General features: G+C 50.6%; 17 protein-coding genes. 7 read left to right on the top strand and 10 right to left on the bottom strand.

From position 1 onward, the window contains the following. Positions 1–84: 84 nt before the first annotated feature. Positions 85–1,161, top strand: a complete 1,077-nt coding sequence (locus HPY81_07940) for a mannose-1-phosphate guanylyltransferase (GenBank protein NPV27357.1) — start codon at positions 85–87, stop codon at positions 1,159–1,161. A 64-nt stretch (positions 1,162–1,225) separates the two neighbouring features. Here the strand turns inward: HPY81_07940 and HPY81_07935 are convergent, their stop codons facing one another. Together HPY81_07935 and HPY81_07930 are read right to left on the bottom strand one after the other, a co-directional pair. After that, positions 1,226–2,446: a hypothetical protein gene (locus tag HPY81_07935; GenBank protein ID NPV27356.1), complete on the bottom strand. Its 1,221-nt coding sequence runs from the start codon at positions 2,444–2,446 to the stop codon at positions 1,226–1,228. Between the two features lie 31 nt (positions 2,447–2,477). Continuing rightward, positions 2,478–3,602 carry a glycosyltransferase family 4 protein gene (locus HPY81_07930; protein NPV27355.1) on the bottom strand — a complete coding sequence of 375 codons (1,125 nt, stop codon included), beginning with the start codon at positions 3,600–3,602 and terminating at the stop codon, positions 2,478–2,480. A 234-nt stretch (positions 3,603–3,836) separates the two neighbouring features. On the opposite strand from HPY81_07930, the gene HPY81_07925 reads away from it, so the two are divergent. Further along, the gene (locus HPY81_07925; GenBank protein ID NPV27354.1) at positions 3,837–4,214 is read left to right on the top strand and encodes an S-adenosylmethionine decarboxylase proenzyme; all 378 of its coding nucleotides are present in this window, start codon (positions 3,837–3,839) and stop codon (positions 4,212–4,214) included. A 15-nt stretch (positions 4,215–4,229) separates the two neighbouring features. Here the strand turns inward: HPY81_07925 and HPY81_07920 are convergent, their stop codons facing one another. Then, the gene (locus tag HPY81_07920) at positions 4,230–5,252 is read right to left on the bottom strand and encodes a CotS family spore coat protein (protein NPV27353.1); all 1,023 of its coding nucleotides are present in this window, start codon (positions 5,250–5,252) and stop codon (positions 4,230–4,232) included. Between the two features lie 176 nt (positions 5,253–5,428). Here HPY81_07920 and HPY81_07915 point away from each other — a divergent pair, with 176 nt between their 5' ends. Genes HPY81_07915 through HPY81_07905 form a run of 3 tightly spaced genes read left to right on the top strand, consistent with a single transcriptional unit; the run spans position 5,429 to position 8,413 of the window. Further along, a complete protein-coding gene (locus HPY81_07915; GenBank protein NPV27352.1) occupies positions 5,429–6,478 on the top strand; it encodes a CotS family spore coat protein in 1,050 nt (349 codons plus the stop codon). 19 nt (positions 6,479–6,497) lie between these two features. Beyond that, on the top strand, positions 6,498–7,526 hold the full coding sequence (locus tag HPY81_07910; protein ID NPV27351.1) for a CotS family spore coat protein: 1,029 nt from the start codon (positions 6,498–6,500) through the stop codon (positions 7,524–7,526). Positions 7,527–7,555: 29 nt separating this feature from the next. Beyond that, the gene (locus HPY81_07905; GenBank protein ID NPV27350.1) at positions 7,556–8,413 is read left to right on the top strand and encodes a tape measure protein; all 858 of its coding nucleotides are present in this window, start codon (positions 7,556–7,558) and stop codon (positions 8,411–8,413) included. 34 nt (positions 8,414–8,447) lie between these two features. Here HPY81_07905 and HPY81_07900 read toward each other — a convergent pair whose 3' ends face one another. Then, the gene (locus tag HPY81_07900) at positions 8,448–9,518 is read right to left on the bottom strand and encodes a CotS family spore coat protein (protein ID NPV27349.1); all 1,071 of its coding nucleotides are present in this window, start codon (positions 9,516–9,518) and stop codon (positions 8,448–8,450) included. A gap of 211 nt (positions 9,519–9,729) precedes the next feature. On the opposite strand from HPY81_07900, the gene HPY81_07895 reads away from it, so the two are divergent. Next, positions 9,730–9,912: a hypothetical protein gene (locus HPY81_07895; protein ID NPV27348.1), complete on the top strand. Its 183-nt coding sequence runs from the start codon at positions 9,730–9,732 to the stop codon at positions 9,910–9,912. A gap of 31 nt (positions 9,913–9,943) precedes the next feature. Continuing rightward, a complete protein-coding gene (locus tag HPY81_07890; protein NPV27347.1) occupies positions 9,944–10,783 on the top strand; it encodes a sugar phosphate isomerase/epimerase in 840 nt (279 codons plus the stop codon). Between the two features lie 18 nt (positions 10,784–10,801). Here the strand turns inward: HPY81_07890 and HPY81_07885 are convergent, their stop codons facing one another. The 6 genes from HPY81_07885 to HPY81_07860 all read right to left on the bottom strand — a co-directional run bounded on the left by HPY81_07885 (position 10,802) and on the right by HPY81_07860 (position 17,674). Continuing rightward, positions 10,802–12,349 (bottom strand): methylmalonyl-CoA carboxyltransferase, encoded by a 1,548-nt coding sequence (locus HPY81_07885; GenBank protein NPV27346.1) that lies wholly within the window; start codon positions 12,347–12,349, stop codon positions 10,802–10,804. Positions 12,350–12,399: 50 nt separating this feature from the next. Then, positions 12,400–12,813 (bottom strand): methylmalonyl-CoA epimerase, encoded by a 414-nt coding sequence (mce, locus tag HPY81_07880; GenBank protein NPV27345.1) that lies wholly within the window; start codon positions 12,811–12,813, stop codon positions 12,400–12,402. A 37-nt stretch (positions 12,814–12,850) separates the two neighbouring features. Next, positions 12,851–13,258 carry a cobalamin B12-binding domain-containing protein gene (locus HPY81_07875; GenBank protein NPV27344.1) on the bottom strand — a complete coding sequence of 136 codons (408 nt, stop codon included), beginning with the start codon at positions 13,256–13,258 and terminating at the stop codon, positions 12,851–12,853. A gap of 20 nt (positions 13,259–13,278) precedes the next feature. Continuing rightward, positions 13,279–14,931 (bottom strand): methylmalonyl-CoA mutase family protein, encoded by a 1,653-nt coding sequence (locus tag HPY81_07870; protein NPV27343.1) that lies wholly within the window; start codon positions 14,929–14,931, stop codon positions 13,279–13,281. An 18-nt stretch (positions 14,932–14,949) separates the two neighbouring features. Beyond that, on the bottom strand, positions 14,950–16,458 hold the full coding sequence (locus HPY81_07865) for a succinate CoA transferase (protein NPV27342.1): 1,509 nt from the start codon (positions 16,456–16,458) through the stop codon (positions 14,950–14,952). A 70-nt stretch (positions 16,459–16,528) separates the two neighbouring features. Further along, complete coding sequence (locus HPY81_07860; protein NPV27341.1) at positions 16,529–17,674, bottom strand: acyl-CoA dehydrogenase; 1,146 nt, start codon at positions 17,672–17,674, stop codon at positions 16,529–16,531. Positions 17,675–18,026 lie beyond the last annotated feature (352 nt).

The raw sequence follows: 18,026 nt of genomic DNA, 5'->3' as shown, positions 1-18,026 counted from the left end.
TGTAACCCTTCAATAGACCTAAACATATTATACTATCGGCATCAGGTATATGCAACTAATCGCCAATTGATAGGAGGTAGCTTGATGGTTTTTGCGCTGATCATGGCTGGCGGATGTGGCACCAGATTTTGGCCGATCAGCCGGACGCAAACCCCCAAACAGTTCTTAAGCATCCTTGGTCCGGCAACAATGCTTCAGTCCACTGTGGCCCGCCTCGACCCTCTGGTTGAATTGAAGAATATATTCGTGAGCACCAACCGAACTTACCACCCCCTTGTTGCTCGCCAACTGCCAGCCCTACCACAGGAAAATATCATTACCGAGCCAGCGAACCGGGAGACCGCCGCCTGTATCGCTCTTGCGGCGATCAAACTCGCGCAACTTGATCCCGAGGCGGTGATGGTCGTTCTTCCCTCAGATCATCACGTCCAGGATCAAGGCCGTTTCCTGGCCCTCATCCAGTCGGGCATCAATCTGGCCCGCCAGACAAATGGCCTGATCACCCTGGGAATCCAACCCACGCGCCCAGAAACCGGCTACGGTTACATCTGCCTGGGAGAGCGCTATACGGCCGCAGACGGACAAACATATTACTCCGTAAACCGTTTTACCGAAAAACCATCAATCGCTAAGGCTCGAGAATTTTTATCCACTGGCTACTATTTATGGAACAGTGGTATTTTTATTTGGCGGATCCCGGTTATTCTCGGAGCATTTCGCCGCTACTTACCCCGTACCTTTAATAGCTTACAAGTAGTGCAGTCCCATCTGGGCACTCCCCAGGAAGCAGAGGTGCTTGAGCGAGAATACCCCACCTGGGATAAGGTTTCCATCGATTACGGCATCATGGAAAAAGCCGATGAGGTTTACGTCATCCCGGCTGACTTCGGCTGGGATGATGTGGGGAGCTGGACCGCTCTCCCCCGCGTTCTACCGACAGACGCCGCGGGTAATTTGATTGAAAGCAATCACTTTGGCATCGATACAACCAATAGCATTATTGTCGCTCCCAATCACCTGGTCGCCACCCTGGGGATTGACAATTTGATTATCGTGGTTACCCCGGACGCTGTTTTGGTGTGTGATAAAAACCGCGATCAGGAATTAAAAGCCTTGCTGAACCGGATCTCAACAGAATACTTTAACAGCGAGTTGCTGTGAAAATGACCGCCGGCCGGGAAAGAGATAGACCGCCATAGAGAATTCGGCGGTCTATTTTTTACAATTAAAAGCGAATCGTCATCGAAGGCGGACGATTTTGCTTGGTCGATGGCGCTCCACTGTTTGGCCGACCCCGCCGGCGGGAGGAAACTGCCCGCGAAGTTGGCGGTGTCAGGATAGCTGGGGGTAATTCGACCGCCGTCTTCTGTTCCGCCCGGCGCCGCCGCCACCGGTCGATCCCGCGTTCACTGACAGCTACCGGCAAAGAAGGCGGTTCAGTTCCAGCAACCTTTTCTTCCTCAAACCTGGTTTTCTTCTGTCCCGTGTCTTCCTTCTGAGATGTCTTTTCTACTGGCGTGATTGGTTCTTCTTTAAGTTCTTCCCTAAGTTTTTCCTTAAGTTTTTCTCTAAGTTCTTCCACGGCTTCTGGCTCGATTTCCTTTACCTCATCGACTAACTCCGGCCCCAATTCGAGCTGTCCATCAACCAGGTCCGGCACCTGTTCCAGCACTTCTTCTGCCGTTAGAGGCATGGTGTCGGCCGGTTCGATCTCGCAGCGCGCACCGTGAACCGGACACACCTGTTCTTCTTCCGTCAAGCTGCTAGGCAAGGCAACATCATCAATCGGCGCTGGTTCTTCTCCCGTCTGTTCCGTCACCGTTTCCACCTCGACCGCTAGCTCGAGCCTCACCTTTACCCCCACTGACTCAACAAGCTGGTACTGGCAGTCATCGATCCGGGGATACAGTCGGAGAAGCTGCCCATCGCGCAGTTTTTCGTCACTCAAGCTCAAGTAAAAAGGAACACATTCTTTCAGTTGGCAAGTTCCCTCGGTAGAATCGAACGCCGCCTGGATGAGTTCATCATCATCAAGCAGTTCCATAAAAAAGTCGTCCCAGCACTCACCTGGTTTGATCTTACTGGTCATCGCCCTGGCGGCTTCCCCCGCCATGATAAGCTTCCCTTCTCCCCAGGGTTCTTCCTTCAGCTCACAATGGAGCACCAGATCGATCAGGCCAAATATCCCCAATCTGCCGGATTCCCGGTCCAGCTGGTAAATGTCCGGGCTGATATTGACCGATTTGATAGCCACCGGCTGCGGCAGGTCACCCGGTATACTAACCGTCGTCTCAATTGTCGTGTGCAGTGTTTGCCGCCAATCAAACGAACCGAGCGTAGCCAGTCTTTCAACCTCAGACTCGCTCAGGGGATACGTTGCCCCACCAGACGAGGGGACAACCAGACTAATGTGTTCAGTTTGCCCTGGATTATCTTTAAAAAACATCCTGTTCCCTCCCCAGATAGTTTCAGGCTGATTAAGTATTGGCGCCGACATCTTCGTAAACCGCGATTGTCTGAAGGACCGTGTCCCGCCAGGAAAACTGTTTAACTCGTGTCAACCCCCGGCGTCGGTACTCTTCAGCTAGCTCGGGGTTGGTCAACAAACGGTAAATCGCTTCCGCAATATCTGAAGTATCGTAAGGATTGGTCATGATGGCCGCATCACCTACGACCTCGGGCAAAGATGACGAGTTGGCGGTGACCACCGGGGTGCCACAGGCCATGGCTTCAACGGGCGGCAGCCCAAAACCTTCGTAAAACGAAGGATAAACAAAGACCTCCGCCGCATTATAGAAGTACGGCAGTTCCTCCACCGGGACAAATCCGGGGAACAACACCTTATCGGCAATTCCCAGGGCCTCAGCTAACATTTGCAGGTCCTTGTATTCGCGGTCCTCTTTGCCAACCAGAACCAGCAGGTGGTCAGTCGGCAGGTCGCGGTGAACTTCATAAAAAGCGTTGATGACCGCTTTGACGTTTTTCCGCGGACCAAACCCGCCCAGGTACAACAAGAACTTCCGGTTTATCCCGTATTTTTGCGCTAACAGTTCTCTGGCCACAGCCCGGTCGAGCGGACGGTAAAAGTCTTCCGGCGCTTCATAAGTGACAGCAATTTTTTCCGGGGGTACCCGTAAGACCCGCTGCAGGTCGCGAGCCGACCACTGGGAAACGGTGATGATTTTCGCCGCCTTTTCCACGATCCGGGGCATCTGTTCTAAAAAGAGCTTCAAGTATCCTTTCCCTACCGTTTCGGGATAAATATAAGGAATTAGATCATGGACGGTCACCACCAGTGGGCAACTGCTGGCGTGTGGGAGGCCAATCCCGTTTTGCGGCACGTGGTAGAGGTCAATGTTCTCATCCGCAATTCGGGCGGGAATATGGACCGCCTCCCAGAAAGTGTCGCGGTGCCGGTCAATACTGTTAAACACCGAATCGGCGCTAGGGTCCAAATCTCGATATTCATCTCCTGGCCAAAAAAACCGATACTGATGGCGCTGGTCAACTAATCGGAGATTACGGATTAATTGATAGGTATATGTACCTATGCCAGTTCCACGGTACCAAATCGCGGCCCGGCCATCTAAGCCGATCTTCATAACCCACCATCCCTTCACCCTGGTATTGTCCCTTGGTTGCCGGCCCCTGAAAAAAAGCCGCTTGACTACGTAACATATATATGCCAGGGAGAGAACAATGGTTACATTACGAGCCCCTCTTTGTTCACTTTAACCAGCGCACGGTTGAATCTACGATTAACAAAATCGGCCCCGGCTCAGTATAATAGATCAGCATCTGACACCTGGAATTAGTGAGGGGAGGAATGAACAACGGTGAATCCTTTTGGTCGGCACATCCTCGCTGAGTTTTATCAGTGCAGTCCTCAGATCCTTAATGATGCAGAGAAGATTGAACAGATTATGGTTGAGGCCGCTCTTCGGGCTGGAGCGGAAGTGCGGGAGGTTGTTTTTCACCGTTTCGCCCCCTGGGGTGTGAGCGGAGTGGTGATCATCTCCGAATCCCATCTGGCCATCCACACCTTCCCCGAGTTTGGCTATGCCTCGGTAGACATCTATACCTGCGGTAATAAAATAAACCCTTACGCCGCCTACCAGTATCTGGCCGATCAAATTCAGGTCCCTTGTACGCTGGTTAAGGAACTACGCCGGGGATTCGGAGAAATTACGGAAGTAACTGGCGAGTGGGTTTAAGCAGAGATTTGCGCATCAGGTAACTTCCAGCCGATCCGGCAATTGGCGCAGGAACTCCTGATACTCCTTTTGTTCCACAATCAGTTCCTGGATCGCTTTGGTTAATCGCGCCTCTGAGTCTGTCCCTTCAAGATAATGTCGTCTGGCCAACCGCCATAAACGGTGCGGGAAATTCAGGTATGACCAGAGAACCAACCGTTCCGTCCGGCTCAATTTATATCCCTTCGCATAGGTTTGAAGAACATGAACCAGAACCTCCACATCCCAGTAATATCGCGGCAGATATCTAAGCAACAAGCGACCGAGATCATACAGTCGTATGTCCAGCCGGCAGCCATCAAAGCCGGTGATGAAAAACCGTCGTTTTTGACGGATCAGGTTACGCGAAGTAAAATTGTGGTGACATAAGCCTCCTTCGGCTTGTTCGCGTGCCACCACCTCCCGATAGGGTTGACCGCTCATTACCTCTAATGACTGTTCCGCCTGTCCCAGAACTCCATCAATCAGTCCAAGAAAAAGCTGGTCAAATTCCGTTAAAAACATTCTTTCATTGGCGATGTCACGACAGCGCCGCAGGTCTTCCAGCCGTTCGACAAAAAGCTGCGGCCACTTGCCCCACCGCTCCCGGGAAACAGGGACGCTTGAGGGTCTGAAGCCGACTGCTGCCTGTTGCATTTGACACAACAATCCCGCCGCATTAGCCAAATGGGACAATTTCCCGAGGTTATACTCTTTTCCGTCCAGCCAATCTGTTAGATAATACACCTGGTCAGCTACCTTAACCATCGGTTCGCCGAATTTCGTCGGGATAAACCGTGGGGCGAGAGAAAAACCGCGGCGGTTAAGATGTTCCACCGCTTCAAAGGCCAGCCATAGTTCTTCCTCAGTGGCATGAGCCTCTTTCAGGAACTTGGTACCTCGGACGGTTTCCACTTTATATCCATCACTGACCGGCTTAATTTTTAAGGCAGGCAGATCGTACTCCCATAAAATAGCCGTATTGATCTCCTCGCAAAGCTGATCGCGTTCACTGCCCATTCCGCTTCCCCCCTTCTTGATCCCCACTGGGGCAGCTTCTTTTAATAAAAAACTTATGCCTGGGATAAGTGAAATATTACGAATAAGCCGGTTGTCCCAGATGTAACCGTTTTTCGCTACCCTTCATACAATACACTATGCCACCTCGGGTAGAGCAGGACAGGAGGCGACGCTCATTGAAAAAGCCTATTCAGTCACCGAAAATCGTCGTCAGTGCCTATTTACAAGAAGCGCTGCTGAACGAATACGGGCTTAGAGTTATAGAGGCCAGACCGGTCAAATCGGTCTGGCAGTTAAATACTGAAACTGGTTTGTATTGCCTGAAAGTGGTTACTCACCGTAGAAAAAGACTGAAGTTTGTCCTAGGTGCCATGGAATACCTGGTCAAGAGCGGCTTTCATGAGCTGGCCCGCCTCGTACCCACCAGGGACGGTCGGCTTTTTACCAAAGTCCGCCACCACATCATTTTCCTGACGGAATGGGTCGAAGGCCATAAATGCGAATTTGCCCGGCCGGCCGACTTGGCGGCAGCAGCGACCACATTGGCTAATTTTCATCGGCACGCGCGGGGTTATTCCCCTCCCGAAGATAGCCAATACAAAGTCATGTGGGGAAAATGGCCAGCGATCCTGCAGGCTCGCTGGGAAAGTTTAACCCAGTATAAAGAGATAGCCTGGGCCAAACCGATTAAAACAGAATTCGACCAGCTGTTCCTTACCCACTACGCTTATTACCACCGTCAGGCAGAATTAGCGGTCCGGTTGCTGGAGCAGTCCCCGTACGCCCAACTGGTGGAAGAAGGCGCTCGGGCCCAATCTTTTATCCACCAGGATGTTGCCGGCCGCAACTTTATCATCGCCCCCTCGGGGACTGCTTTGCTGATCGACTTTGACCTCGTCCGCTATGACCTCCGGGTCCTGGACCTGCTGCGGCTGGTGGAACGGACAATGAAAAAATGCCACTGGGATATTAAGATGGCGAATCTGGCCTTAAGCCGGTATCAGAGCGTTTCTCGCCTCACCCCGGCAGAGTGGGAAGTTTTACTGGCCTTTTTGCTTTTCCCCCAAAAATTCTGGCGCATCGCCAACCGGTACTACACAAAACTAGATGAATACTCGCCCAAGCAGTTATTACAAAAGTTGGAGAAAATTATCTCCCGGCAAGACCGACGCCATCAGTTTCTGCATTCCTTCGCCTGGCTGTACTGCCAGCGGTGGTTGGATTAGCTGGAGGTGAAACACCTTGGTGCCCGGCCAACCCAGCCGTCAAGTCTATACCCACTTCGGTCTTGAGGTATATCAGAGTTTGCCGGTCCGTGGCGTCTGGCGCCTGCAAACCCCCCGGGGTGACAAATGTTTGAAACGTTCACAGTTGCCCTATGTAGATATCCTATTTGCCTACCACGCGATTGAACACTTGCACCGGCATGGTTTTGATCGGGTCCCACGTTTTCAACCGACCATCACCGGTAAGCCATTTCTCCAGTTAAATGGGACCTGCTATATCCTTAGTGATTGGATTGAAGGACAAGAGTGCGATTACACCAGGCCAGAGGATTTAGCCAGGGCAACGTGGACCCTGGCCGAGCTGCATCTGGCCGCGCACGGCTTTCAACCACCGTTGAATTGCGCCGATAAAATGCGGTGGGGTCAATGGCCGTCAATCTTTCGGCACCGGCGTCAGGAACTGCTCTACTTTCGCCACCGGATTGAAAGCGGGCTCGACCGTTCACCCACAGGTCGCTACTACCACAAGCACCTGCCCCACTTTCTAAGTCAGAGCAACATCGCGCTTGCGCTCCTGGCCGGTTCCCGGTATCAGTCCCTGGTTAAGGTTGAGCAAAAGCAACAGTTATTCTGCCACCACGATTTTGCGCACCACAACGTCCTCCTCACCCCCGGTGGCCGGACGTACGTGGTTGACTTCGACTACGCCATCTGCGACCTGCGGCTGCACGATGTCGGCAGTCTGATCATCCGGGCTCTGAAGCTTAACGACTGGGACTACCGGGTCGCCGATTTTGTCCTGGCCACCTATAACCAAGTCTATCCCCTGCCCGTTGAAGCCCTGCCCGTGATGCTGGCTTTCTTCTATTTCCCCCAGGATTTCTGGCAAGTCGGCGTCTGGCTTTATCTGGAGCAAGTAACCTGGCCCAACCGGGCTGTGGAGCGTAAGCTGGAGCGGACAATCAGAATGGAGAAGAAAAGAATACGCTTCCTACAGCATTTTGCTGGTCTGGTCGGGAGGAATACGTCGAATATTGTAGAACATTAAAGGTAGCACACTGCAGGGGGGATTATGTGATGGAAGTTAAGAAAATTGCCGTGATCGGGGCCGGGATCATGGGACGAGGCGTGGCCCAGGCGGCCGCTAGCGGGGGCTTTGCGGTGGCCCTGATGTCCCGGCAAGTCAGCACGCTGGAGAAAGCCATGGGCATTATCACCAAAGAACTGCAAAAAAGCGTGGACAAGGGAAAGATAACCGCGGATGAGGCCCAAGCGACCCTGGCCCGCATTACTACCACCACCAGCCTGGCTGAGGCAGCCGCAACTGCAGACCTGGTTATCGAAAATGTCCCCGAGGTATTGGAAACCAAGTGGGAAGTGTTCCGGCAGTTAGATGCAATCTGCCCAGCCCACACCATCCTGGCAACGGATACCTCGGCCAAAAGCATCTCCGAGATCGCCTCGGTAACAAAACGACCCGACCGGGTGATCGGCATGCACTTCTTTAATCCGGCGCACGTGATGAAGCTGGTTGAAATTAACCTGGGCATGGAAACCAGCGAAGAGACGTGCCGGATCGCCGAAGAAGTTGCCAAAAAAATGGGCAAGGAGACGATTCGGGTTAATGAATCCCCCGGATTTGTGGTCACGCGCTTGAATGCGGTATTGACCAATGAGGCTTTCAAGATGGTGATGGAAGGAGTCGCCACACCAGCGGATATTGACAAGGCCTGCCGTCTCGGGCTTAATTACCCGATGGGGCCGTTTGAGCTGATTGATCTGGTTGGTCTTGACACCAGACTACGAATTATGGAAGAACTGCAGCGGGTTCTGGGTGAAGCCTATCGCCCCTCGCCATTGATGGTCAAATACGTTAAGGCTGGACGGCTGGGTAAGAAAACGGGCAAAGGGATTTATGATTACACCAAGGAGTAACTAAAATGACCGGGAGAAGAGCTCCCGGTCAAAATTACTTTTGGATTAGTCGGCGGGTATAGTCGTCCACCCAGTTCAAGAAAAGCCCGCGGGCCTGGTATTCCTTCAAAACTCGTCGGAGGCCAGCCAGTAGCTTTTTCTCCGGGTACCATCCCTCCTGGCAGTAATAAGCATGGGCGTACTGCCAGAACTGACTCGGAAACCCCAGAAACGCCAATAAAGCCTCCCACTCCGGTCTGTTTAAGGGGCACACCTTTTGATAAGCGGAGAGGATTTCCTCACCTTGACTAACCTCCCATCCCTCTCTAGCCATCACTCGCTGAATAAACCGTCCTAGATCAAAGACCGGTAAACCCGTGGTGCAGTGTTCGAAACCCAGGACAAAGACTTCCCGCCGGTGGTTAAGGAGCAGATGATGAGGTTCATAGCGGGGGTGACATATTCCTGCTGCTTGCCCCGTTTCGGTGAGCAATTGTTGGTAGGCCGAGTCCTGCAGCCGTTCGATTGCTTTGGTGGCTTGGGCTATAAAATGGTCGGCACCTTCCAGGTAGGCGTTATCAAAGCGGGTCCGCACTGTTTTCTGTTCAACCACTTCTTTGAATTCCACCAGTTCCTGTGTACAGTGTTTCCACAACGACAGCCAATCACTGGATTGGCGCCGCGAGTAAGGTTCCAGTGATTCAAATCCCTGACCCGCCTGGTGTAACCTGGCTAGAGTTTCCGCAGCCAGCGCCAACTGCTCCCGGTGGGAAAAATCTACTTCCCGGCCTTCAAACCAGTCGCTCAGATAATAGTATTCTCCAGGGCCCACCACATACGGCTGACCGTATCGGGTGCGGATCAAGCGGGGAATTCGTTTGAAGCCCCGTTTAGCCAAATACTCCAAAATATTATGCATAAACAAAATCTCCGCTTCATCGCCGGTATATCGGGTCAGACATTTTGCCCCGCGGTCAGTCTCCAGACGCCACCTTTTGCCTACTGGTTCAATACTTTGAATGTCCAGATCATACTCAGAGACTATACGGGGATCAAGACCATATTTCTGCCACCACACAAACAAAGTTTGTTGCTGAACCCTCCGCTTCTCCTTCGACCGTCCCATAGTTTTCCCTCCCGCGCCAGTAATTGCCCTCAGCAATCTGAGTTCTGCTACTACTATATGAGACTGACCATCAAGTGGTGACACTTTGCATAATTTTTCATCACTTGAAGGCGGGACTAGGGTTAAAAAGGTATTTCAGACAGGCTCGTTCTGGCTTCGATCATCATAGGATGTAGGAAAGAAGTCAGGGTTAATGGAGGGGAAGTCAACCATGTTCATCAAAGACATTTCACGCTTCGCCAAGCACTGTGTGTGTACGGTCAAGGACCACGCGGCCAACTTTTTGTTGGGGGCTATCTTAATTCTCTTCGTTAAAACAATCATTTGGCCTAACTCCCTGGATATCTTGATCCTACTCTTGCTGGTATTGGTTCTATTCGGCCTTATTAATTAAATCAGCCGTAATGCAAAGGATGAATAAAATAATGGATAACCTGGCGATATCAGTCACCACCATGGGACGGAAAAATCCCGTGCTGGAAAAGTTATTGAACCACAACATAAAGCGTTTGGAACTGGGCCGAATCTCACCCCATCACCTGAACAAGTTGGAAAAATTTTTAATCACGCACCCACTCCCTTTGGGTGTTCATGCTCCACTTCCCCGGCCAGCTAATCATCACTCACTCACGCACGGCCACTTTAGAGAAGAGAAGAGGGAAAAGTTACTGAAACTAGCAGCACGGTCCTATGCAGAAGCAACACGTCTGGGAGCCAATTACATTATCTTCCATTTGCCGCTGTACAATGAAGAATCAATCAGGAGTCTTCAGCGCCAGCGGGGTAGCGACGGAGTACGTGCAACCATCCGGGCTGACTGCCACCACCTGTGTCAACTTAGTAGAGCAGGGGGGCCGCCGGTTTATCTGGAAATCATGTACCTCGATCAAGAGGTGATGACCATAGATTTTGTAAAAGAAGTGCTCGTTTCTTTAAACTTTGGTTTGTGTTTAGACCTTGGGCATTTCCAGGGATCTCTTCATCGTTTTCCAAACCACAGCCTAATCGACCTGATCACCGAGTTTTTACCTTACGTCAAAGTTATTCATCTGTATAATACCCAGGGGTATGTTGGGCATGATCATCGCCTGCCCCATCCCAGTCAAAAACCCGAGGATGACTGGATAGATCTACCTCGGGTTCTATCGTTCCTGCGCCGTAGCCGGCCGGACTGCCTGTATGTGCTGGAATATTCACTTAAGTTCGCCAAGGATCCACGCCAGGTCGAAGAAGGGATTAACTGGGTAAAGCAGTTGTTGAGATGAATAACTATCAATTGCCGGCTAAACCGGGAAATTGCCGTGTTTTCTAGGTGGACGAGTACGTTGTTTAGTCAAGCACATCTCCAATGCCTGGATTAACTGGGGTCGGGTCAAACGCGGATCGATAACTCGGTCAACAAATCCCTCTGCTGCGGCGATGTATGGATTAGAGAACTTATCACGATATTCTTCAATCTTTTGCTGTCTCATCTCTTGTGGGTTCTCCGCTTTCTCAATGACATCACGGAAGATGATATTGGCTGCTCCTTCTGCGCCCATTACCGCTATTTCCGCCGTTGGCCAGGCAATCACCTGGTCAGCCCCCAGGTCACGGCTGCACATCGCCTGATAAGCTCCTCCGTAGGCTTTCCGAATTACCAATGTGATCTTGGGAACAACCGCTTCGGAATAAGCGTACAGCATTTTCGCCCCGTGGCGGATGATTCCGCCAAACTCCTGGGAGATACCTGGCAAAAATCCAGGCACGTCAACAAAGGTGATTAGTGGAATATTGAAGGCATCACAGAATCTGATAAAGCGACTCGCTTTATCAGAAGCGTCTATGTCCAGACACCCTGCCAGGACCCTGGGTTGATTGGCCACAATGCCAACGGTATGGCCATTGAGCCGGGCAAACCCGATCAAGATGTTTTGAGCGTAATACTGCTGGACCTGGAAGAATTCGCCATTGTCGACTACCCTGGTGATAATATTCAACATGTTATATGCTCTGGTAGGCGACTCGGGGAGGATATCTGTTAAGGTTTCGTCAATGCGGTCAGGATCATCTGTACACATAACCCGCGGAGGAGCTTCAGTATTGTTCGCCGGGAGAAATTCGAGCAATTTTCTAACTAACTGCAAACAGCTTTCATCATCATCGGCCATAAAATGGGCTACCCCACTGGTCTGGTTGTGGGTCATTGGCCCGCCCAATTTGTCTGGATCAATGTCCTCACCCGTGGTGGCTTTGATCACTTGCGGTCCGGTAATAAACATATTCGCTTTTTTAGTCATAAAGATAAAGTCAGTCAGGGCTGGCGAATAAACCGCACCACCAGCACACGGCCCCATAATCACCGAGATCTGGGGGATCACCCCGGAAGCCATGGTATTACGGTAGAAAATCTGGCCGTATCCGCTGAGAGCAAAAACTCCCTCCTGGATTCTGGCTCCACCCGAGTCTTTGATTCCAATTAATGGCACCTTCATTTCCAGCGCCATATCCATAACCTTGCAGATTTTTTTGGCATGCATTTCCCCCAGGGTACCACCTTGGGCAGTAAAATCTTGAGAAAACGCGAATACCCCACGTCCCCCTATTTTTCCGTAGCCGGTTACCACCCCTTCACCTGGAATCTCCACTTTATCCATGCCAAAGTTGGTACAGTGATGCTTCACAAATTCATCTATTTCCTGGAATGTCCCCGGATCAAACAGGATACTTAATCGTTCGCGCGCTGTCAGCTTGCCCGAGGCGTGTTGTTTGGCAATCTTCTTTTCCCCACCACCTAATCTGACCTGGGCTCTTCGCGCTTCCAGATCATTAATTTTTTCGCGCATCCCCATAAACCTAACCACCTTTCTGCAGCGCCTAATGGCGACCATTTTCGTTACTGTCAGTGTTCAGCCCGTTCGGAAAGTTCTAGCAATACGCCTGATGTTCCCTTCGGGTGAAGAAACGCAATCTTGGCTCCGCCCGCCCCAGGCCGGGGTTGTTCGTTGATCAGACGAACGCCCCGGGCTTTCAGATCCGCTAAGGCGGCTTCGATGTTGTCAACCCGCAGACAAATATGCTGAATTCCTTCGCCGTTCTTTTCAATAAATTTCGCGATCGGTCCATCCGGGCTGGTTGATTCCATAAACTCCAACTCAGTCTCGCCAACTGGCACAAATGCCACTTTAACCTTTTGTTCAGTCGATGTTTCTATGCCATGCACGGTCAGCCCCAGCACTTGCTCGTAAAGTTTTAGCGATTCCTCCAGGTTCTTCACGGCAATTCCGATGTGGTCGACTTTGGTCACTTTAAACATTCTTTTCCCTCCTTATCCAGTAATCATCTCTTGGTAGTTACCCTTTCACCTGCACATGATTCTTGACGAAATCAACCGCCTGGCTCAACGGGGTACCGGGGGTGAAAACCTCTGCTACACCAGCCTCTTTGAGTATAGGAATATCGTCATCAGGAATTACCCCGCCGCCGATAACCAAAACATCTTCCATACCCTTCTGTTTCAAGAGGGCAATTACCCGACTAAAAAGGGTGAGGTGAGCGCCCGAAAGGCAGCTCAGCGCCACGACGTCAACGTCTTCCTGCAGCGCAGCGCTGACGATCATTTCTGGCGTTTGACGTAAACCAGTATAGATGACCTCCATTCCCGCATCACGGAAAGCCTGGGCTATTACTTTGGCTCCTCGGTCGTGTCCATCCAAACCAGGCTTAGCAACCAGAACTCGAATCTTTTTCTCGCTATCCATAGAACCATTCCCCCTTCTGCCTATAATATCTGCGGTGGCGTGTATTCACCAAAGACGTCGCGCAGGGTATCACAAATTTCGCCTAATGTGGCATAAGCCTTGACTGCCTCCAGGATTGGTGGATACAGGTTGTCTGTCCCTTGCGCACACTCCTTGAGCGTCTTGAGAGCCGTTTGGACTCGTGCGTTATCCCGGTTGGTTTTTAATTCGTTGAGTTTAACGATCTGCCGTTCTCTGACCGCTGGATCGACTTTTAACAGGTTTTTCGGTGGCTCATAGTGAGTCTGGAACTTGTTCACTCCGACAATTATCTTCTGACCACGCTCCACAGCCAGTTGAGATTCATAGGCACTCCTTTGGATTTCTGACTGAACATATCCTTTTTCAATGGCCTTGACGGCTCCCCCCATCGCGTCAATCTTAGTTAGGTACGCTTCTGCCTGTTCCTGGAGCTGATCGGTTAAGGCTTCCACATAGTAGGAACCTGCCAGAGGATCAACCGTATCTGCCGCCCCACTCTCGTAAGCAAGGATTTGCTGGGTTCTTAACGCCAGAGTAGCTGACTCTTCTGTGGGGAGCGCCAGGGCTTCGTCATACGCGCAGGTAGCCATGGAGTTTGTGCCGCCCAAAACAGCAGCCAGAGCCTGTAGAGTAACCCTCACCACATTGTTCAGGGGTTGCTGGGCGGTAAGAACGCTCCCGGATGTATGAACATGGATACGCAGCATACATGAACGGGGGTCCTTGGCCCCAAAACGTTCTTTCAGGATTTTGGCCCACAGTCGGCGGGCAGCGCGGAATTTGGCGACTTCTTCAAGGACATTGATATCCGTTGCGAAAATCCAGGAAATCCTTGGAGCAAAATCGTCAATGTTCAAACCAGCTTTTATCGCCGCCTCGATATAATCAATCGCATTGGCAAAGGCAAAGGCAATTTCCTGGGCAGCGTTGGAACCCGCTTCGCGAATATGGTAGGCACCCAGGCTAATGGTATTCCATTTTGGAATATGTTTTGAACAATATTCAAAAATGTTCGTTATTAAACGCATTGACGGTCCAGGAGGATAGATGTAGGTGCCGCGAGCGATGTATTCCTTCAATACATCATTTTGGATTGTTCCATCAAGCTCTTCAGCCTTGAATCCCTGTTTTTCTGCTACAGCCTGATACATCGCCAGGAGTACTGCCGCGGGAGCATTTATTGTCATGGACGTGCTGACTTTACCGAGCGGAATTCCCTCAAACAGATCTTCCATGTCTTTCAGGGAATCTATTGCCACCCCGACTTTACCTACTTCTCCTTCAGCTAAAGGATGATCGGAATCATAGCCAATCTGCGTGGGTAGGTCAAAAGCCACGCTGAGACCCGTGATTACCTGTGCCAGCAAATATTTGTAGCGCTGGTTTGTCTCCTCAGCCGTCGCAAAACCAGAATACATCCGCATGGTCCAGAAACGGCCACGATACATGGTCGGTTGGATCCCCCGGGTAAAAGGATACTGTCCGGGGAAACCTACTTTATCTAAATAGGAATGACCTTCCAGATCCAGCGGGGTATAAAGCCGTTTCACTGGCAAATTTTCTCTTTCCTTCGCTTTGGCTAAGGTTTTTTTCAACAGTCCGTTTTCCCATTTTTCCATTTCCTCTTTGATGCGGTTGGTTTCATCGCCCATTGATTGTAACCTCCTTTTCTACTTATTGAGCATAGTGCCATTTTTTCGGAAATTGGCATGCCAAGACAGTGCCTCTTCGACCAGGTGCGGTGTGTGTCCACCCACTTCCTTTTCCGCCCGTTCGACATAAGCGAGAAGCTGGTCTCGATACATTGGGTGGGCACAATTCTTAATAATCAAGCGGGAACGCTCTCTTGGCGCCAAGCCGCGTATATCAGCCACACCCCATTCGGTAATAAAAACGTGGACATCGTGTTCAGTGCTGTCAACGTGGGAACACATCGGTACCACGCGTGAGATCTGGTCGTCCTTAGCCGTCGATTCTGTGGTAAAGATGGTCAAATAACCATTGCGGGTAAAGTCGGCAGAACCACCAATCCCATTCATCATGTGGGTGCCCAATTGGTGGGTGGAGTTAACGTGCCCATAAACATCTATTTCCATAGCAGTGTTAATGGTAATACATCCTAAGCGCCGAATGACTTCTGGGTGGTTGGTAATATCCAAGGGACGGAGGATGATGCGCCGGCGGTACTTCTCGGGTTCGGCCCGGAATCGCTCCAACACACTGGGCGAAGGGGTAAAAGCGCAACCGGAAGCCATATCCATTTTGCCGGCGTCGATCAGGTCAAAAACGGCATCCTGCAGGATTTCTGAATACATCGTTAAGTGTTGAAAATCTGAGTGGACTAATCCATAAAAAACAGCATTGGCAATTGAACCTACACCCGATTGAAATGGCAATAGCTGCTCTGGTACGCGCCCGGCCTTTATTTCATCTTTCAAAAATCGGATAAGATTTTCCGCAATCTTTTCACTCTTTTCATCCGGGGGTTCCAAATTTCTCACTTTATCAAGAATATCCGATTCAACAATATATTTAATTTTATCTAACCCACATTCTACATAAGTAGTACCGATCCGGTCACTTGGCCGGAAAATCGGGATATATGTTCGATAAGGAGGCTTGGCTTGGATGTAAATATCATGCATACCTTCTAATTCACGCGGCTGAGCGGTATTTAATTCAACAATCACCGTTTGGGCATGCCTGACCAACATTGGGGTATTACCTACCCCGCATGACAGAATGAGATGACCGTCCTCAGTAATGGCTATGGCTTCGACAATGGCGACATCAACTTTCCCCAGGAATCCGTAATTGATCTGCTGGGCCATGTGGCTAAGATGCATATCTGTGTAGAGGATCGAGCCATTGTTAATACCTTGCCGCATACTTTTATTTGAAGCAGCATAAAACGGCGCACGTCTAGCAACAGCACCAACTGCAGCCAAGGCTTCCTCGATCTCAGGCCCCACCGAAGCACCCGACCACAGGTTAATCCGGCACTTTCGGCCCTGTCTCACCTGCTCGGCCAGAGCCAGCGTGACCATCTTGGGATAACCTGAGGGGGTGAAGCCGCTAACCCCTACTGTCATGCCATCCTGAATGATTGAAGCCGCCTCATCAGCTGACACAATTTTGTGAAATAGTTTTGGATTCCTGAGATGATTTGAATCAAGCATATGCATCCCTCCTTATTTGGTCTTATCTAGATATGTCTAATTGTTTTTCACGGATTCAGGTTGATATTTTCTATTCTTTCATTAAGTAGCCAGCGATAACGATTCTTTGCACCTGGTTGGTGCCTTCGTAGATCTGGGTGATCTTGGCATCCCGCATAAACCGCTCCACCGGGTATTCCTTGGTGTAACCATAACCACCAAGAACCTGGACCATATCGGTGGTCACCTTCATGGCGATGTCACCAGCGAATACTTTCGCCATGGCGCTGGCTTTACCATACGGCAGACCAGCCCCTTCCAGCCAGGCAGCCTGATAGGTCAGAAGACGAGCCGCTTCGATCTCGGTCGCCGCGTCAGCCAGCATAAAGGCAATAGCCTGATTAGCAATAATCGGTCGGCCAAATTGCTCTCTTTGCTTGGCGTAGGCCAGGGCAAATTCAAAAGCGCCCTGGGCGATACCCACCGCTTGCGCGGCGATCCCGTTCCGGCCGCCATCAAGTATTCTCATGGCAATCTTAAAGCCTTCGCCTTCTTTGCCCAGCAGGTTTTCGGCCGGCACGCGGCAATCTTCAAAGACTAGCTCATAGGTCGCCGAAGCACGGATCCCGAGTTTTTCCTCCTTCTTACCGAAGGAGAAGCCAGGTGTGCCCTTCTCAACGATAAACGCGCTGATACCTTCATGTTTCTTGCCTTCTTTGCTGGTCCTGGCAATGACGATATAGGTATCAGCATAGTAAGCGTTAGTAATGAAGATCTTGGTGCCGTTCAGGACATAGAAGTCTCCCTCCCTAACCGCCGTGCACTTGGTGCCGCCCGCGTCACTCCCGGCGGAAGGCTCGGTAATCGCAAAAGCGCCCAAGTGTTTGCCTTCGGCCAGCGGTTTCAAATACTTCATTTTTTGTTCTTCGGTCCCGAACTTCCAGATCGGCCAGCTGCAAAGAGAAGTATGGGCCGAAAGGGTTACACCCATCGAAGCGTCAACGCGGGAAAGTTCTTCCACGGCGATCGCGTAAGCCAGGAAATCAGAACCAGCGCCGCCGTATTTCTCTTCCCAGGGAATTCCGGCCAAACCGAGTTCGCCTACTTTATGCCACAGTTCCAGGGGAAATTCTTCTTTCTCGTCTCTTTCCTTAGCGCCTGGTGCCAGTTCCTTTTCCGCGAAGTCCCGGACCATTTGGCGTAACATTTGATGCTCTTCTGACAGGATAAAATTCATTTTTCCAACACCCCCCCGTTTAGAATTAATTTAAATCTGAAAAATTCAGCCACATTTTTGCAATGCAATAATCGTGCCAAAAAGGTTTAGGAGCGTCTAAGGCTTGTCAGAAAAGAAATATCCGTGTTACCTTCTCTGGCGTTAGTGTTCAGTTAGTAAACACCTAGTGAACAATTAAGGCAAAAAAGAGAGGGTTTATTACTCCCTCAGCTTTAGAATACTAAGTGAGCCTTTTGCAAAATTAGCTTTTTTGTTAAAGGTAAAACATTGTTAGTCGTTTAGATGTACTCTTTTTTCGCTAGATTAAGGTCAAAAACCAAACCACAATGTAATTTAACATTTTATTCCAGGC

It is taken from the genome of Bacillota bacterium (genome assembly GCA_013178045.1).
Taxonomy (GTDB): Bacteria; Bacillota; Ch66; order Ch66; family Ch66; genus Ch66.
Note: the sequence above shows the minus strand (reverse complement) of the source record. Positions and strands in the feature narration are given on the sequence as shown.

What these genes read in the sequence shown, in the direction of transcription:
- HPY81_07940 (NPV27357.1), top strand. Translation starts at nt 85, where the DNA reads ATGGTTTTTGCGCTGATCATGGCTGGCGGATGTGGCACCAGATTTTGG.
- HPY81_07935 (NPV27356.1), bottom strand. Translation starts at nt 2,446, where the DNA reads ATGTTTTTTAAAGATAATCCAGGGCAAACTGAACACATTAGTCTGGTT.
- HPY81_07930 (NPV27355.1), bottom strand. Translation starts at nt 3,602, where the DNA reads ATGAAGATCGGCTTAGATGGCCGGGCCGCGATTTGGTACCGTGGAACT.
- HPY81_07920 (NPV27353.1), bottom strand. Translation starts at nt 5,252, where the DNA reads ATGGGCAGTGAACGCGATCAGCTTTGCGAGGAGATCAATACGGCTATT.
- HPY81_07905 (NPV27350.1), top strand. Translation starts at nt 7,556, where the DNA reads ATGGAAGTTAAGAAAATTGCCGTGATCGGGGCCGGGATCATGGGACGA.
- HPY81_07900 (NPV27349.1), bottom strand. Translation starts at nt 9,518, where the DNA reads ATGGGACGGTCGAAGGAGAAGCGGAGGGTTCAGCAACAAACTTTGTTT.
- HPY81_07895 (NPV27348.1), top strand. Translation starts at nt 9,730, where the DNA reads ATGTTCATCAAAGACATTTCACGCTTCGCCAAGCACTGTGTGTGTACG.
- HPY81_07890 (NPV27347.1), top strand. Translation starts at nt 9,944, where the DNA reads ATGGATAACCTGGCGATATCAGTCACCACCATGGGACGGAAAAATCCC.
- HPY81_07885 (NPV27346.1), bottom strand. Translation starts at nt 12,349, where the DNA reads ATGGGGATGCGCGAAAAAATTAATGATCTGGAAGCGCGAAGAGCCCAG.
- mce (NPV27345.1), bottom strand. Translation starts at nt 12,813, where the DNA reads ATGTTTAAAGTGACCAAAGTCGACCACATCGGAATTGCCGTGAAGAAC.
- HPY81_07875 (NPV27344.1), bottom strand. Translation starts at nt 13,258, where the DNA reads ATGGATAGCGAGAAAAAGATTCGAGTTCTGGTTGCTAAGCCTGGTTTG.
- HPY81_07870 (NPV27343.1), bottom strand. Translation starts at nt 14,931, where the DNA reads ATGGGCGATGAAACCAACCGCATCAAAGAGGAAATGGAAAAATGGGAA.
- HPY81_07865 (NPV27342.1), bottom strand. Translation starts at nt 16,458, where the DNA reads ATGCTTGATTCAAATCATCTCAGGAATCCAAAACTATTTCACAAAATT.
- HPY81_07860 (NPV27341.1), bottom strand. Translation starts at nt 17,674, where the DNA reads ATGAATTTTATCCTGTCAGAAGAGCATCAAATGTTACGCCAAATGGTC.